This is a genomic window from Aequorivita aurantiaca, assembly GCF_030410135.1.
Classification (GTDB): Bacteria; Bacteroidota; Bacteroidia; order Flavobacteriales; family Flavobacteriaceae; genus Aequorivita; species Aequorivita aurantiaca.
Window position 1 is genome coordinate 38,551 of record NZ_JAUGQQ010000002.1, and the last position, 16,407, is coordinate 54,957.

General features: G+C 37.0%; 18 protein-coding genes. 9 read left to right on the forward strand and 9 right to left on the reverse strand.

The annotated features are described in order from the left end of the window. Nucleotides 1-190: 190 nt before the first annotated feature. From QRD02_RS03515 to QRD02_RS03535, 5 genes are all read left to right on the forward strand, one after another. Complete coding sequence (locus QRD02_RS03515) at nt 191-1,315, forward strand: M14 family zinc carboxypeptidase (protein ID WP_290253531.1); 1,125 nt, start codon at nt 191-193, stop codon at nt 1,313-1,315. A 78-nt stretch (nt 1,316-1,393) separates the two neighbouring features. Then, on the forward strand, nt 1,394-1,873 hold the full coding sequence (locus QRD02_RS03520; protein ID WP_290253532.1) for an Lrp/AsnC family transcriptional regulator: 480 nt from the start codon (nt 1,394-1,396) through the stop codon (nt 1,871-1,873). A 71-nt stretch (nt 1,874-1,944) separates the two neighbouring features. Next, nucleotides 1,945-2,460, forward strand: a complete 516-nt coding sequence (locus QRD02_RS03525) for a DinB family protein (RefSeq protein ID WP_290253533.1) — start codon at nt 1,945-1,947, stop codon at nt 2,458-2,460. Continuing rightward, complete coding sequence (locus QRD02_RS03530) at nt 2,460-3,407, forward strand: YihY/virulence factor BrkB family protein (protein ID WP_290253534.1); 948 nt, start codon at nt 2,460-2,462, stop codon at nt 3,405-3,407. The genes QRD02_RS03525 and QRD02_RS03530 overlap by 1 nt, the downstream gene beginning before the upstream one ends. Before the next feature lie 115 nt (nt 3,408-3,522). Continuing rightward, entirely contained in the window at nt 3,523-4,071 is a 549-nt protein-coding gene (locus QRD02_RS03535) for a type 1 glutamine amidotransferase domain-containing protein (RefSeq protein ID WP_290253535.1), read from the forward strand. Between the two features lie 61 nt (nt 4,072-4,132). On the opposite strand, the gene QRD02_RS03540 is transcribed toward QRD02_RS03535, so the two are convergent. Next, on the reverse strand, nt 4,133-4,426 hold the full coding sequence (locus QRD02_RS03540) for a hypothetical protein (protein ID WP_290253536.1): 294 nt from the start codon (nt 4,424-4,426) through the stop codon (nt 4,133-4,135). 77 nt (nt 4,427-4,503) lie between these two features. Then, complete coding sequence (aroB, locus tag QRD02_RS03545) at nt 4,504-5,604, reverse strand: 3-dehydroquinate synthase (protein WP_290253537.1); 1,101 nt, start codon at nt 5,602-5,604, stop codon at nt 4,504-4,506. 35 nt (nt 5,605-5,639) lie between these two features. Here aroB and QRD02_RS03550 point away from each other — a divergent pair, with 35 nt between their 5' ends. Further along, a complete protein-coding gene (locus QRD02_RS03550; protein ID WP_290253538.1) occupies nt 5,640-6,812 on the forward strand; it encodes a proline dehydrogenase family protein in 1,173 nt (390 codons plus the stop codon). An 18-nt stretch (nt 6,813-6,830) separates the two neighbouring features. Here the strand turns inward: QRD02_RS03550 and QRD02_RS03555 are convergent, their stop codons facing one another. The 7 genes from QRD02_RS03555 to porX all read right to left on the reverse strand — a co-directional run bounded on the left by QRD02_RS03555 (nt 6,831) and on the right by porX (nt 12,339). Next, nucleotides 6,831-7,211, reverse strand: coding sequence for a hypothetical protein (locus QRD02_RS03555; protein ID WP_290253539.1), 381 nt, complete (start codon nt 7,209-7,211; stop codon nt 6,831-6,833). 42 nt (nt 7,212-7,253) lie between these two features. Then, nucleotides 7,254-8,459 carry an alanine dehydrogenase gene (locus tag QRD02_RS03560; RefSeq protein WP_290253540.1) on the reverse strand — a complete coding sequence of 402 codons (1,206 nt, stop codon included), beginning with the start codon at nt 8,457-8,459 and terminating at the stop codon, nt 7,254-7,256. Nucleotides 8,460-8,519: 60 nt separating this feature from the next. After that, the gene (locus QRD02_RS03565) at nt 8,520-8,813 is read right to left on the reverse strand and encodes a hypothetical protein (RefSeq protein ID WP_290253541.1); all 294 of its coding nucleotides are present in this window, start codon (nt 8,811-8,813) and stop codon (nt 8,520-8,522) included. A 181-nt stretch (nt 8,814-8,994) separates the two neighbouring features. Next, complete coding sequence (locus QRD02_RS03570; protein WP_290253542.1) at nt 8,995-9,135, reverse strand: hypothetical protein; 141 nt, start codon at nt 9,133-9,135, stop codon at nt 8,995-8,997. A gap of 373 nt (nt 9,136-9,508) precedes the next feature. After that, complete coding sequence (locus QRD02_RS03575) at nt 9,509-10,021, reverse strand: hypothetical protein (protein WP_290253543.1); 513 nt, start codon at nt 10,019-10,021, stop codon at nt 9,509-9,511. A 264-nt stretch (nt 10,022-10,285) separates the two neighbouring features. Further along, entirely contained in the window at nt 10,286-10,699 is a 414-nt protein-coding gene (gene tsaE / locus QRD02_RS03580; protein ID WP_290253544.1) for a tRNA (adenosine(37)-N6)-threonylcarbamoyltransferase complex ATPase subunit type 1 TsaE, read from the reverse strand. 89 nt (nt 10,700-10,788) lie between these two features. After that, nucleotides 10,789-12,339 (reverse strand): T9SS response regulator signal transducer PorX, encoded by a 1,551-nt coding sequence (gene porX / locus QRD02_RS03585; protein ID WP_290253545.1) that lies wholly within the window; start codon nt 12,337-12,339, stop codon nt 10,789-10,791. A gap of 189 nt (nt 12,340-12,528) precedes the next feature. Here porX and QRD02_RS03590 point away from each other — a divergent pair, with 189 nt between their 5' ends. The 3 genes from QRD02_RS03590 (at nt 12,529) to QRD02_RS03600 (ending at nt 16,405) form a co-directional block, all read left to right on the forward strand. Continuing rightward, on the forward strand, nt 12,529-13,773 hold the full coding sequence (locus QRD02_RS03590; protein ID WP_290253546.1) for an HD domain-containing protein: 1,245 nt from the start codon (nt 12,529-12,531) through the stop codon (nt 13,771-13,773). A 207-nt stretch (nt 13,774-13,980) separates the two neighbouring features. Next, nucleotides 13,981-15,006, forward strand: coding sequence for a UDP-3-O-(3-hydroxymyristoyl)glucosamine N-acyltransferase (lpxD, locus tag QRD02_RS03595; protein ID WP_290253547.1), 1,026 nt, complete (start codon nt 13,981-13,983; stop codon nt 15,004-15,006). Beyond that, nucleotides 14,999-16,405: a bifunctional UDP-3-O-[3-hydroxymyristoyl] N-acetylglucosamine deacetylase/3-hydroxyacyl-ACP dehydratase gene (locus tag QRD02_RS03600; protein ID WP_290253548.1), complete on the forward strand. Its 1,407-nt coding sequence runs from the start codon at nt 14,999-15,001 to the stop codon at nt 16,403-16,405. Before lpxD ends, QRD02_RS03600 begins: the two co-directional genes overlap by 8 nt. Nucleotides 16,406-16,407 lie beyond the last annotated feature (2 nt).

Sequence of the window (16,407 nt, forward strand, 5' to 3'; positions counted from 1 at the left end):
CTTTATATATATTGTTATAAAATACTAATATACAATATTTAAACTTTAGTTATATCGAGAATTAAATTTTTATTGAAATTTACTGCACATCACAATGAAATATGATTACTAATGTAAACTTTAGAAGTCTAACTGCTTGTTTACAAATGTGAACTTTTCATTGTTTAACTTTGTGAACAGACATTTTCATATGGAAATAAGTAATTGGTATCGCGACAATTTTGAATCGCAACTTCGCGGTAGGTATATCACATTAAACCACGTGTCATCTTTATTGGAATCTTATCGCTTGGACTATGAAATTACAGTTGTGGGACATTCGGAATTGGGTCGGGAAATTCCAATGATAAAAATGGGGGAGGGACCGAAAACCGTTTTGGGATGGTCGCAAATGCACGGCAATGAGGCCACAACCACCAAGGCCATATTCGATTTTATGAAATTCATTTCTCAAAAGGCAGTTTTTCAAAAGGAAATAAATGAATTTCTAAATCAGTATTCATTTTTTATAATTCCAATTTTAAATCCCGATGGGGCAGAAATTTATACGCGGGAAAACGCCAATAATGTGGATTTAAATCGAGATGCACAGCATCTATCCCAAAAGGAGAGTAAATGCCTGCGAAAAATTTTTGACAGCTTGCAACCTTCACTGTGTCTTAATATGCACGATCAGCGTTCAATTTATGGATTTTCAACCGGGGCGCCGGCAACTGTGTCATTTTTGTCTCCCGCGGCTAATGCTAATCGGACCTTAACGGAATCCCGAAAGGTGGCGATGCGCGAAATTGTCAAAATAAATAATCTGCTTCAGAAGTTTATACCTGGGCAGGTGGGCAGATTTGATGATAATTTTAATGAAGCCTGTGTGGGCGACACTTTCCAAAAAGCTGGTGTTCCCACTATTTTATTTGAGGCGGGCCATTATGGGCAGGATTACCAGCGCGAGAAAACCCGTGAATTCATTTTCTATAGTTTGTTATCGCTCTTTGATATTATTGTACCAGAAAATTCCACAACGCATTATGAAAGCTACTTTGACATTCCTGAAAATATTAAAAACTACAATGATATCTTGATTCGCAACATTCAATTGAAATTTGAGAGAAAACCTGTTTCAATTGCAGTTCAATTTGAAGAGCAATTAGAGAAGGGGCGCATTAAATTTGTACCCGTAATTGAAAATGTTGGACAATTAAAAGCGAATTTTGGCTATAAGACGAAAGATGCCAGTGGCTTAGAAATTTTAACAGATTCGCAAGATAATTTAACAGTTGGCTCCATTCTTTCAGAATTAATTGATAAATCTTCATAATAAGTAATTTATTTTCAAAAATTAAATTCGATTATATCCTAAAAACTTATAATTTTGCCAAAAAAGAAAAACGTAGTTATGGCAAAATTTAAATTGGATGATACAGACCACAAAATCCTAAGTTTGTTAATTGATAATACGCGAATTCCATTCACGGATATCTCAAAAAAACTTGACATTTCGGCTGGTACTGTACACGTTAGAGTAAAAAAAATGGAAGATGCCGGGATCATTACCGGATCATCTTTACAAGTTGATTATAAAAAACTGGGATATTCCTTTATTGCTTATGTAGGGGTTTTTATATTTAAAACTTCCCAGACACAGTTCGTTTTGGAACGAATCAGTCATATTCCATTTGTTACTGTGGCTCATGTAACCACTGGCAAATTCAATATCTTTTGTAAGATTAGAGCTCGGGATACTGCCCACGCAAAAGATATAATTTATGAAATAGATGATATCGAGGGCGTTAGCCGTACAGAAACTATGATTTCCATGGAGGAAAGTATAAATGATAAAAAACGTTTGCTTCATTCCATTTTCAAGGAAATATAGTTTTTACCCAATTTTATATTAAAGCCTTTGCCTTCCAGCAAAGGTTTTTTTTATCTTTCGTAAAAAAACCGATGTATTCCAAAAATATTACGGAAGTAGAATTCAATCCATATTATAAACACTATTTGGAATTGGTAGAAAATGATTCGTTGATGGAAGCACTCCACAGCGGATTGGAGTCGACATCCACTTATTTTAGGAATTTACCTGAGGAAAAATGGTGTTTTCAATATGCCGCCGATAAATGGACTCCAAAAGATATATTGCAACACATTGCCGATACCGAAAGGGTTTTTTCCTATCGCGCCTTATACTTTGCCCGCAGTACCGATGCGGTTCTTAAAGGATTTGATGAAAATGTATTTGCGCAAACCGCAAGGGCAAATCAACGAACCGTTGACGACCTTTTGGAAAACTATCGTAATGTTAGGCTGTCAACTTTAAGCCTATTTAAGAATTTTGACGAATTACAGCTGATACAAACAGGCAATGCCAATGGCAGCAATATGTCAGTTAGGGCGGCGGGATTCATTATCTGCGGCCATGAAATACATCACCGTAACATTATAACGCAACGCTATTTATAATGAAATTTTTTAAACTATTAAAAGAAACCTACCTCAGTTGGGATAAAAATGATCCTTGGGCAAAAAGCGCAGTTATTGCATATTACGCCCTTTTTTCATTACCGTCACTCTTAATAATTACCGTTCATTTTGCGGGAATCTTTTTCGGAAAAGATGCTGTTGAAGGAAGAATCACCAATGAAATTGGAGGTCTGATTGGCAATCAAAGTGCAGACTTAATTCAGACAATGATAATTAATGCGGCACTTTCGGAAAGTTCGTTGCTGTTTATCATTTTCGGGATTGGAATGCTGATTTTTGGTGCAACCGGTGTATTTTTTCAACTGCAAAAAGCATTGAATGATATTTGGAGTGTCCGTTCCAAAAAAAATACCATTCTAGATACTTTAAAAAGACGCGCGATTTCCTTCGGAATGGTTTTGATAATTGGATTGCTCCTTTTAATTTCATTAGTCATTACCACCGCCATTAACGCCCTAAGCGATTTGATAGGAAATTATTATACAGACCTTTCAACGATTTTAGTTGAAATTTTAAACTTCCTTTTTTCCCAGATAATTATCACAGCACTATTCGCCGCTATTTTCACATTGCTTCCCGACGTGAAAATTAAGTGGAAAACAAATTTTATTGGTGCTTCTCTAACCGCATTGTTATTTTTAATAGGAAAATATGCAATTGGGTTTTACTTCGCAAAATCGGATCCGGCTTCAATATATGGCGCGGCCGGTAGTTTAGTGCTTATTTTATTGTGGGTGTATTACACTTGTTTGATTTTATTTTTTGGCGCCGAATTTACGGTTAATTGGGCAATACATCGAAATATTAAAATTGAGCCTACCAGCAACGCCACACTGTCCTACGAGCGGGAAATGGAAGAATTACGGGAATATAAACGAAAGGTTGAAGCCGATAAAAAAAAAGCCGAAACCTTAAAAAGTAATTGATTTTCTTACAGTTTCTTAACAAAGATTGGGAAAACATTAGTAGCAAATACTTGAGATTCTGCTCGTTCCATCTTATTTTGGGATGTAATTAAGTTTAACTAAAAAAATTGATAAAATGGATAAGCGAATAGCAATTTTGGCAACAAATGGATTTGAAGAATCTGAGTTAAAATCGCCCAAGGACGCGATGGAAAAGGAAGGTTTCACGGTAGAGATAGTTAGTGAAGAAGAAGGAAAAATCAAAGCGTGGTCGGATGGCAATTGGAGCAATGAATATACCGTTGACCAAACTCTTGAAAATGCTGATTCAAAAAATTACAACGCCTTGGTCCTTCCCGGAGGAGTTATAAATCCGGATAAGTTGAGAAGAAATGAAAAAGCATTAAAATTTGTGCAAGAATTTTTCGAGCAGAAAAAACCCGTAGCCGCAATTTGCCATGCCCCACAAACCTTAATATCTGCAAACGTTGTAAAAGGCAGGAAAATGACTTCCTTTAGCTCAATAAAAGATGATTTAATAAATGCAGGCGCAAATTGGGTGGATGAAGAAGTGGTGGTTGACGAAGGTTTCGTTACTAGTAGAAATCCTAAGGATTTACCAGCTTTCAATTCCAAACTAATTGAGGAAATTAAAGAAGGAAAGCATGAACATCAGCACGCTTAGAATTCTGGATCATCTTAAAAACAAAAAAGAGGCTTAGAGCCTCTTTTTTTGTATGGGAAAACTATTCCTCCTCATCCAATTTCTTTTTATCGGGAATTTCACTAATTGGTTCATTGAAATCTGCATCATCGTAATCATCCTCATCAAAATTCGCCATGCTTGTTTCAAGACGGGAGCTCACTTTCACTAAATATACGGTATCCTCAGTCCTTACTTCAACTGCCTCTACAGTTTCATTTCGGGCATTTTTAAAAGTGATAACATGGTCATCATCATATCCATCTGGATATTTTTCAACCAGCAAAGAAAGTATTTCGGGGGTTAACTTTCTATAATCTACAATAACTCGCTTCATTTAAAATTTCTTCTTTTTGTTTGTGGTTATAAAACTATTCAAAAATTGATGACTTAAAAATATTTTACAGGAATTTTTCAGAAATTTTTATAATACTCAAAAGCCTTGTAAATCAAGCTATTGTTTACTGTGCAATCAGTTATGGGATGGCCAATTTCCTTTAATAACACAAAAAGAACTCGGCCGTTCCTATTTTTTTTATCAAAGATTAGCAGATTTATGATTGCTTCAATATCACGTTCAATAAAGGTTTGCTTCGGAAAATACTTGAACATGGTAGCGGAAACTTCCAACAATGATTGTTCAGAAAAACCGCATATTTCCATCGAAATAAAACTTTCGAGTACCATGCCGGCGGCAATTGCCTCTCCATGCAACAATGTTTTTTTCGTATTATTTTGAAGGAAATAAGACTCAATGGCATGGCCAAGGGTGTGCCCATAGTTTAAGGATTTACGCAGGTTTTTTTCCGTTGGATCCTTCTCGACTATTTCTTTTTTAATTTCAATTGATTCCCAAAGTAATTCCTCAAAATTTGCATTGTGGGATAGATTCACGTTTTTTATACGCTCCCAATATTTTGTTCCGTAAATTAATCCATGCTTTAACATTTCTGCCAATCCAGATATTAGGTGTTCCTGAGGCAGGGTTTTTAAAAATTCTGTATCAATCAAAACCATTTCCGGAAAATTGATAACCCCGATTTGATTTTTAATGTGGCCGAGGTCAATACCATTTTTTCCGCCAACGGAAGCATCAACCATGGCCAATAGGGAAGTGGGTATATTTATAAACGGGATGCCGCGCTTAAATGTGGAAGCCACAAACCCACCCAAATCCGTAACCACACCACCACCCAAATTTAAAATCAGACTGCTCTTGTCGGCATTCATTTCTGAAAGCGTTTCCCAAACTTTTATGGTAGATGCTATGTTTTTATGGATTTCGCCTTCGGGAATTGAAATAGTCTCGTACGGTTTTTCGAATTGGAGACGCTTCAGCAAGTAAGGAAGGCAGTATTTATACGTGTTTTCATCGGCAATAATAAAAATTTGGGACGGCGGACTGTTTTTAATTAATAATGAAATATTGTCCCAACCCAAATTATTTCTATAAACTTTACCCTTTTCGTTATTTACCATTGTTATGTTGAAATTCTCATAGATTTTAAAGTTCAAATCTAATTATATTTGCACACATAATTCGACTTTATATGGCACCAATGAACATCTTCGACAATACCGAGACCGCATTTCAACTAAAAAGCGATTCCGAACTGGAGCGTGCATATTTTCTTTTCAAAATGATTTCCATGGAGCCTTTGGTAAAAATTGGTTCTGCGGTTACCAAATTTGCGCTAAATGTAAATTTACCGGTGGAAGGCTTAATTCGTTCGACGGTATTCGACCATTTTTGTGGCGGGGTGAATGAAAGAGATTGTATGGGCACGGTAGATAGGCTTCACGATGTTGGAGTCTCTTCGGTCCTGGATTTTTCGGTGGAAGGAAAGGAGGAAGATGCCCAATTTGATGCTACGGCCAATAAGGTAATAGAACTTACTCTTTTGTCCAAGAATATGGAAGCTATGCCGTTTTGTGTTTTTAAGCCTACAGGTTTTGGAAGATTCAAAATTTACCAAAAAATTACGGAGAACCAGGCCTTAACGGAAAATGATAAAGAGGAATGGAAAAGCATTGAAAGCAGGTATGATAAAGTATCAAAAACCGCCCACGCGAGCGGTATACGGCTGCTTATAGATGCAGAGGAATCATGGATGCAGGATGCAGCGGACGAGCTTTGTGAAAAGATGATGGAAAAATATAACGTTGACCGGCCTATTGTTTTCAATACCTTACAATGCTACCGATGGGATCGTTTAGAATATTTAAAAAAGTTACACCAAAGGGCGAAAGCAAAAGGTTATAAGCTGGGTTTTAAAATTGTTCGGGGCGCTTATATGGAAAAGGAAAACGATCGCGCAATAGAGAAAGGTTATAAATCGCCGATTTGTGAGAGCAAAAAAGCAACCGACGACAACTTTAACGAAGTACTGGCATATATATTGAACAATCTTGATGACATTGAATTGTTTATTGGCACCCATAATGAGTACAGCAGCTATTTGGCTATGGAATTGATGGAACAAAAAGGAATTTCCAAGAGTGATGATCGGGTTTGGTTCGGTCAACTTTTCGGGATGAGCGATCATATTTCATTTAACCTTGGCGCAATTGGTTATAATGTGGCAAAATATATTCCATTTGGGCCAGTAAAAGATGTTATGCCTTACCTAATAAGACGTGCCGAGGAAAATACATCGGTAGCGGGACAGACCAGCAGGGAGCTCACGCTTCTGAAAAAGGAGAAGCAGCGAAGGAAACTTTAATAAATTGAAGTCTTTACTCTAATGTTTTAAATATAAATTTGCTTCAAGTACCGTTGCTAAAGTGTCGCAGTTTTCAACTTTTATTTTAAGGTTTTTTTCCGCAAAAGTTCCCACGATAACATACTGTTTACAAGAGTCTAATTTCGTATTGCTTTCACTGAAAACTACATCTCCATGCTCCAATAAATATGAAACTGCTGCGGTGTCCAAGTTATTTTCACGTAGAGAAGTAATCGATTTTTCTGAAAAGACGCGATCTTTTAATCGTATATTTTTTAGGGTTCGAGCGTCCAGACCATAGGAGCAAGATGTTTTTTTCCCACTTAGAATAAAAATAAGAAGGGCTATTCCAATAATAAAACCCCCAGAAAAATAGGCCAGTCGGTAAGCTAACTTCATTTTTTTTTGGATTAACTGATGAAGAAATTGATGAGCAGAAAATTAAAAAATCAATAAATTGAGATCGCTATAAGGCATGTCAAACCAATCTGCTACTGCCTTATTTGTCAAAATTCCACGGTAAAAGTACAACCCATTTTTTAAACCATTGTCATAACGGATGGCATTTTCCAGGCCGCCGCTTTCTGCAATTTCCAGAATATAAGGGGTAAAAATATTACTTATTGATATTGAAGCAGTTTTAGGGTACCGGGCAGGAATGTTCGGCACACCGTAATGAATAACATCGTGCTTAATAAATGTAGGATTGTCGTGGCTGGTCATTTCAGTGGTTTCAAAACAGCCGCCCATATCTACACAAACATCAATAACAACGGCTCCCTTTTTCATATTCCTGACCATATCTTCCGTTACAATAATCGGGGCCCTGTTTTGGCCCCGAACCGCTCCAATCGCCACATCGCAGCGCAACAGTGCTTTCATTAAATTTTTTGGTTGTACGGTGGAGGTGTATAAAATTCTGTTTACATTGGTTTGAATAGTTCTTAATTTGGTGATGGAGCTATCAAAAACTTTAACGTTGGCACCTAATCCCAAGGCCGAACGCACTGCAAATTCGCCAACAGTTCCGGCGCCGATTACAACTACTTCTATTGGCGGGACCCCGCTAATATTTCCAAAAAGTAAACCATTGCCTTTTTTTGCATTCACCATTAGTTCCGCCGCGATCAGCACGGAGGCGGTTCCCGCAATTTCGCTTAAGGCCTTAACGGCAGGATAACTGTGATCTTCGTCTTTAATAAATTCAAAGGCAAGGGCTGTGATTTTCTTTTTTGCGAGCGCATCGAAATAAGATTTTTGCCGGGTTTTTAATTGGAGGGCAGAAATGAGAACAGTTTTGGGTTTTATTAACTTCAACTCTTCCAATGTTGGGGGCTCAACTTTTAAAATGATGGGGCATTCGAAAACTTTTTTTGTGTCATCCGTTAATTCTGCGCCAGCCTCTGCGTAATCTCTATCAGAAAATCCCGCTTCATTGCCTGCGCTTTTTTCAATCAGCACGCGATGGCCGTTGCTAACTATAGCGTTCACCGCATCTGGTGTTAGACAGATTCGTTTTTCCTGAAAATAGGTTTCCTTAGGAATACCAATATGTAATTCTCCTTTTTGCCTAGAAATTTCTAGTGTTTCTTCTTGTGGAAGCAGCTGAGCGATGGTAAAGGGTGATTTTGGTTTTGGATTTGGCATGGTTTTAAACTTGAACGTATGAATTTACGTAATAATTTTCATCTTTATCCAGGTTAAAAATTAGCGGAACAGATCCTTTATCTGATCCCAAAAGGAACGTTTTTGCAATAGTTCTTCCTCAAAGGATTTTAAGTCGTTCGCTCTCATTTGGCTAAAAAGCTTCGCTCGTATTAAATACACAAATGGCACTAGAACCATCATTATTGGAATTACGTATACTATTTCCACCTCATCAACATCGAAGTTTTGTTTAAGAATATTAAAAAGTTGAAAGACATACATCGATAGTGGAACTAGAATAATCCAGTGCCACCAATGTTTACAAGTAAAGAACCAAATAAGAAGTAATATCACAGGAATTACTTTTCCGGTAAGAAACCAGGCATATTGATATAGGGAGGGAAATTTTGTAGTATAAGTAAATAAAAAAGTTTCCCAAACTTGAGTGTTGTCTGGGAAACTTTCATAGCCATAATATATAAAAGGGGTACAAGCCATTATAAAGACTATAATGCCCCCTTGAAGTAGGCTTTTTCTATCCGGCTGGCGGAACTTTAACCGTTCTCGCGTCGATTTGTTGTGGGGTTTGTTCATCTTGGATTCCTTCTGGGGTGCAAGAAACAAAAAGTCCTGCGGCAAAAATTGCGGCTACAATAATAAGTTTTAAATTTTTCATGATAGTAAGTTTTTGTGAGGTTAATATGGGTCAAACTTACAGTCAAAAAACTTAAAAAATCTAATTAAGTTTATGGTATCTTTACAGGTTATTCTACAATAAAATGCTTTGAAATGCATTCTATTCCCAAATTTGATGTTAAATGATTAACATTTTTGATATCCCGGTAATTATTCTTCTTTATTTCACCGTTAATGCTGGTTGGTTTACTTTTCGTTTTTTCGATTGTTTATAGGTTTGGTTTTTTTGAAGTTTAATAATGTTATCGCAGAAAAAATGTCTCTAATTAATGAATGTTTATATTCGAGACAGATTGTTTAGAAATAACGGTCCAAGTTACGGATTAAATTTGATATCGTATTGAAGGTGAGGTTTAAAAAAGGTCCTTGATCTGCTGCCAAAAATTTTTCTTGGTAACCAACTCTTCCTCAAAACTTTTTAAATCATTGCCCAATAATCTGTTCGAAAGTTTTGCTTTTATTAAATAGACCAAGGGGATAATTATTAGCATTATTGGGAATAGCCACCATATTTCCACCTCATCCGTAATACCAACATCATCATTAATTACACTAAACAATTGAAAGGCGAACATACCAATTGGTATCAGAATGACGTGATACCACCAGTGCTTGCAGGTAATGAACCAGATAATCAAAAGCAACAAGGGCACAAACTTCCCCATCATGGTCCATACGGATACATAAACTTCTTGATACCAATTTGCTCTATATGTAAATAAAAAAGTTTCCCACACTTTCGTCTGTGGGAAACTTTCATAAGAATAAAATAAGTAAGGGGTTGCCGCTATTATAAGCGCTATTATACTACCCGTTACTAGGTACGATGATTTTGCTTTTGTGAATTTGTTGTGGTGATTGTTCATCCTGTATGCTTTCCGGAGTACAAGAAGCTAAGGTTCCTAATGAAAAAATTGCTGCGATAAATAAGTACTTTACAGTTTTCATAATTTATAAGTTTGTGAGGTTAATGTTGGGTCAAACCTACAGGGAAAAATGAAAAGTATTTTAATTAATTTTATTCTATATTTATGAATTTTTTTGACAAAACCATCCCTGCTCTGTAACTTTTTGCGATTTGGGGCAAATGCTTAAGAAGAAAATTATAAATATATATATCGCGGAATTTCTTATTTCACAGGCTTAAATTTTAAGGTTCTACTTCCGTTTTTGTTTTTGTTCATATAAATTTTATTCGAAGTTGGGGGCAAGAGGGGATTTATTTTTTCAGGCCATTCTATAAAAATAAAACTATCACTGTATAAATAATCCTCTGTTCCTATATCGTACGCTTCTTCTATAGCTGTAATTCTATAAAAATCGAAGTGGTAAATAATGCCCTCAGAAGTTTCATATTCATTTATTATGGAAAACGAAGGGCTGCTGGAAATTTCCCCGACTCCAAGCTGCTTAACAATTTCTTTGATAAGAGTGGTTTTGCCCACTCCCATTTCTCCAAAAAATAGAAATATATTGGATGTTGCTTCGGTGAGAAGCTGCTCCGCAACATGGGGAATTTGGTTTTGAGTATATGTGATTTCCATTTCAAAAACGGAACGAATATAAAGAATATATCAATTAAATCCGCATGATACCAAAAATGACTATAAACTACGGTATGTATCTGCAATATTTATCTTGGCGTCAAAACGGAAAAAGGAATGATCATTTCTTCCAATGATACACCGCCATGCTGATAAGTGTTTCTGTAATAGCTGACGTAATGGTTATAATTATTCGGATATGCAAAGAAATAATCGCCCTTTGCAAAAATGAACGAACTGCTCATATTTATAGTCGGCAATCCTATTGATTTTGGATCCTTTGCCGCCAATACCTCTTTGTCCTCATAGGTTAAACTTTTGCCGGTCTTATATCGCAAATTAAGACTCGTGTTTTTATCGCCAATAACCTTTGAAGGGTTTTTTACATTAATGGTCCCGTGGTCCGTAGTTATGATCAGTTTGAAACCTAAACGGGCTGCCTGTTGGATAATTTCCAGCAGCGGTGAATTTTTGAACCAACTCTGCGTTAATGATCTATATGATTTATCTGTAGAGGCCAATTCCTTGATAACTTCCATTTCAGTTTTGGAATGCGAAAGCATATCCACGAAATTATAGACTACTACTGTTAAGTCTTCATCCTTGTGGCTTTTGAAATTTTCCACTAGTTTTTTTCCTTGTTTTAAACTGGATATTTTATGGTAGCTCCAGTTCAATGAAAGTCCAAGACGCTTAAGCTGAGCCGCAAAAAACTCTTCTTCTTTCATATTTTTTCCGCCTTCTTCCGTATCATTGAGCCAAAAATTTGGATGCAATTTTTCCATGTCACTGGGCATTAATCCGGAAAAAATTGCATTACGGGCGTATTGGGTGGCGGTGGGCAAAATACTGAAGAATAGTTCTTCTTTATTTTTTTTATAAATATTGGCAATGGAAGGCTCAAAGGATTTCCATTGATCAAATCTTAGATTGTCCACAACCACTAATAGGGTAGGTGTACCTTGCTGTAATTGCGGCTGAATCTTTTCTTTAAACAAGGTGTGCGACATGGTCGGGGCTTCACTAGGATTCTCGAACCATTTTGGGTAATTTTTATCAATGAACTTACAAAACTGACTGTTGGCTTCGGTTTTTTGAGATTCCAGAATTTCAAACATTCCTGAGTCTTCAATGTTTTCGAGCTCCAGTTCCCAATAAACCAATTTTTGATATAGTTCTTTCCACTCCTCAAAACTGTTTACCATAGAAAGATCCATGGCAATTTTGCGAAATTCCTGTTGATAGCTGGAGGTTGTTTTTTCCGAGACCAGTCTGCTGTGGTCCAGATTCTTTTTTAAGCTCAATAAAATTTGGTGCGGATTAACTGGCTTTATAAGGTAATCGGCAATTTTTGAACCGATGGCTTCTTCCATTATATATTCTTCCTCACTTTTTGTAATCATAACCACTGGCACGGATGCCTGAAGCTCTTTAATTTCCGCCAAGGTTTCTAGCCCGGAAAGGCCGGGCATGTTTTCGTCCAAAAACACTATGTCAAAAATTTCCTTACTTATTTCTTCTAAGGCATCCGTTCCGCTTTGAGCCGTTGTTACTTTATAATTCCTTCCTTCAAGGAAAAGGATATGTGGCTTTAGCAAATCTATTTCATCATCTACCCATAGTACTTTTATGTCGTTCATATATGTATATTTGTGTAATATTAGCCGAATGCCGCGCTCTTTATAAGTTTCTTAAAAGTAATGTGGCAAGAGTGGCGCTAACGGTACAGTTAATTAGTGAATTATTCGAATTGTTCTTAAGAATTTGCTCCAAAAATAGTCCCGAATTATTTTAATAAATCATTGCAGCTATTAATTTATAGTTAAAGTTTGAAGACACTTTCAAAGCATAAAATCATTAACGACCCCATCTATGGTTTTATTACCATTCCCACCGTTTTGATTTTTGAATTGATGGAGCATAAATATTTTCAAAGGCTCCGCAGAATCTCGCAAATGGGATTTTCATATATAGTTTATCCGGGAGCACACCACACTCGTTTTCACCATGCCCTGGGAGCAATGTTTTTAATGCAAAAAGCTGTGCAGGTTCTGAAATCAAAGGGCGTTGCCATTTCTGGGAAGGAAGAAGAAGCATTGTATATTGCCATACTTTTGCACGATATTGGTCACGGACCTTTTTCCCATGCAATGGAAAATAGTATAGTTGAAAATATTAGCCATGAACATATATCACTCCTGTTTATGGAAGTGCTTAACCGAAAGTTTAACAATCAATTAACGCTTGCGATTGAGATTTTCAAGGATGAAAATCCGCGTAAATTTCTCCATCAATTAGTCTCGGGCCAATTGGACATGGACCGTTTGGACTATTTAAAGCGCGATAGTTTTTACACCGGGGTGCCGGAAGGTACTGTAAATGCCCAACGATTAATTGCAATGCTCAATGTAAAAAATGACGGATTGGTGGTGGAGGAGAAAGGAATATATTCCGTTGAAAACTTTCTTGTTGCCCGACGGTTAATGTATTGGCAGGTTTACTTGCACAAAACAGGAATCGTGGCCGAACAACTGTTGGTGCGTGTTTTAAAACGTGCCAAACAACTTACTGCACAGGGTATTCCGCTGCCCGCAAGTAAGGCTTTAAATTATTTTTTGATCCATAATATAAATGAATCGGATTTTTCAGAGGATGTGCTCAACACCTTCTCAAAACTTGATGATTATGATGTAATTTCAGCAATGAAAATGTGGGTGGCGAATGATGATTTTGTTCTGAAAAATTTATCAAAAATGCTTCTAAACAGGGATTTATTGAAGGTTAAGTTGAAATCGCGACCATTTTCCGATCAAAAAATAAACGAGAAGCGAAAACTTCTTATGGAAAAATTCAATATTTCGGAAGAGGAAGCTTCCTATTTTGTTTTTAGCGGAAAATTAGAGAACCAGGCATATAGTATGGAAAAAGAAACCATAAATCTATTGAGGAAAGATGGTAAAATTATAGATGTTGCAAAGGCGAGCGATCAATTAAATCTGGAGGCGCTTTCAAAATCTGTGGTTAAATACTATATGTGCTATCCAAAAAACAATAGTCGTGGCTATCGGGGCTAATGTCTTTTTTTTCTATTTTTGCAAGAATGATATTTAACCACCAAAATCCAATTCATTTAAAAATCCCTAATTTGCGGTTACTCTTTTTAAACAATTTGGACGAGGAAAGCGAAAACTTCTAATGAAAATTCCATCTTTTATTTTCAGATTTTGGATAAAGCATTTACAAGCAATGTTCGATCTGTCCTTTATAGTTAATTTAGACAGATGAAGTTTACAGCAGCCCAAATAGCAGGAATTCTTAATGGTACCGTAGATGGTGATGAAAATGTAGCAGTTTCTAAGTTGGCCAAAATTGAAGAAGGAAGCAAAGGCAGTCTCACCTTTTTGGCCAATCCAAAGTACACCCATTATATCTATTCAACCCAAGCCTCCATAACCATTGTAAATAATGACTTTGTGGCGTCAGGAAAATTATCCACAACCCTTATTCGGGTTGAGAATGCATACAAAGCCTTCTCCCAATTATTGGAATATTACAATCAAGTAAAAATGAACAAAACCGGAATAGAAAGCCCGGTTTTTATTTCTGATACAGCGAAATACGGCGATAATTTATATCTGGGTGCCTTTTCATATATTGGCGAAAACGTGCGGATTGGCGATAACGTCAAAATCTATCCCAATGTTTATTTAGGTGATAATGTTGTGGTCGGGAATAACACCACCTTATTTACTGGCGCCAAAATATATTCCGAAACCGTAATTGGCCAGTCGTGCGTAATTAATAGCGGAGTGGTGATTGGAGCGGACGGATTTGGTTTTACGCCAAATGAGAAAGGTGAATACCACAAGGTTCCACAAACGGGAAATGTAATATTGGAAGACAATGTAGATGTAGGCCCCGGAACAACCATAGATAGGGCAACGCTCGGCTCCACCCTTATAAAGGCCGGCGTTAAACTAGACAATCAAATTCAAATTGCCCATAACGTCACTATTGGAGAAAATACAGTAATTGCAGCCCAAACGGGAGTTGCAGGCTCCACCAAAATTGGTAAAAATTGTATTATTGGAGGGCAAGTGGGTATCGCCGGGCACATCGTTATCGGCAATAATGTAAAAATTCAAGCACAGAGCGGCATTGGAAGAAATGTAAAGGACAATGAAACTCTACAGGGCTCACCAGCTTTTGGTTACGGGGACTATAATAAAAGTTATGTTTATTTTAAAAACCTTCCTAAAATAATGGAACGGTTCAATATTGTTGAAAAAAAACTCGATAATGAATGAAAGTGTCGTAAAACAGCGCACCATTGGCAAAGCTATTTCCCTCACCGGAGTGGGTTTACATACAGGCAAGGAGGTAACGATAACCTTTAAACCTGCACCCGAAAACCACGGATATACATTCGTGCGGATTGATTTAGAAGGCCAACCAGTAATTGAAGCAGATGCCAACTATGTGGTGAATACCCAACGGGGCACAAACCTTGAAAAACGCGGTGTCAAAATACAAACTTCGGAACATGTGCTTGCCGCTTTGGTAGGCCTGGAAGTAGACAATTGCATTATGGAATTAAACGCTTCCGAACCGCCAATAATGGACGGATCGTCAAAGTTTTTTGTTGAAGCGGTTGAAAAAGCTGGAGTAGTGGAACAGGACGCTCCATGCGAGGAATATGTTGTAAAGGAAGTTATTTCCTATACTGACGAAGAAACCGGAAGTGAGATTTTAGTAATGCCAGCAGATGAATATCAGGTAACTACCATGGTGGATTTCGGCACAAAGGTATTGGGCACCCAAAATGCATCCCTAAAGCGCATCTCAGATTTCAAAAATGAAATTGCCAATGCCCGAACCTTTAGCTTTCTCCATGAAATTGAAATGCTTCTTGAACATGGTTTAATAAAAGGTGGTGATTTAAATAATGCAATAGTGTATGTGGACAAGGAGCTGTCAGCAAGCACAATGGACAAGCTGCGCACCGCATTTGGAAAAGATAATATATCGGTAAAACCTAATGGCATTTTGGACAATCTTACCCTGCATTATCCAAACGAAGCAGCAAGACATAAACTTTTGGATGTGATTGGCGATTTAGCGTTGGTGGGAACCCGCATCCGTGGAAAAGTTATTGCCAATAAACCCGGACACCACGTTAACACCCAATTCGCTAAGAAGCTTTTAAAAATCATCAAATTAGAAGCAAGAAACAATATTCCAAAATTTGATATAAATCTTCCTCCTGTAAAAGATGTAAACCAAATTATGGCGATGCTTCCTCACAGACCGCCATTTTTGTTAGTCGATAAAATTATGGAAATGACGGAAACCAGTGTGGTGGGCCTTAAGAATGTTACAATGAATGAACCGTTTTTTGTTGGTCATTTTCCAGGAGCTCCGGTAATGCCGGGAGTATTAATTGTTGAGGCAATGGCGCAGACAGGAGGAATTCTAGCATTGAGCACTGTTCCGGATCCTGAAAATTACCTTACTTTTTTTATGAAAATAAACAATGTAAAATTCAAACAACAGGTAAATCCGGGTGACACACTTATTTTTAAATTAGAATTAATCTCACCCATTCGCCGTGGAATTGTCCATATGCAAGGAAATGCATATGCCAACGGAAAATTAGTAACTGAGGCCGAATTAATGGCACAGATGGTAAAAACAAAAAATTTATAGGT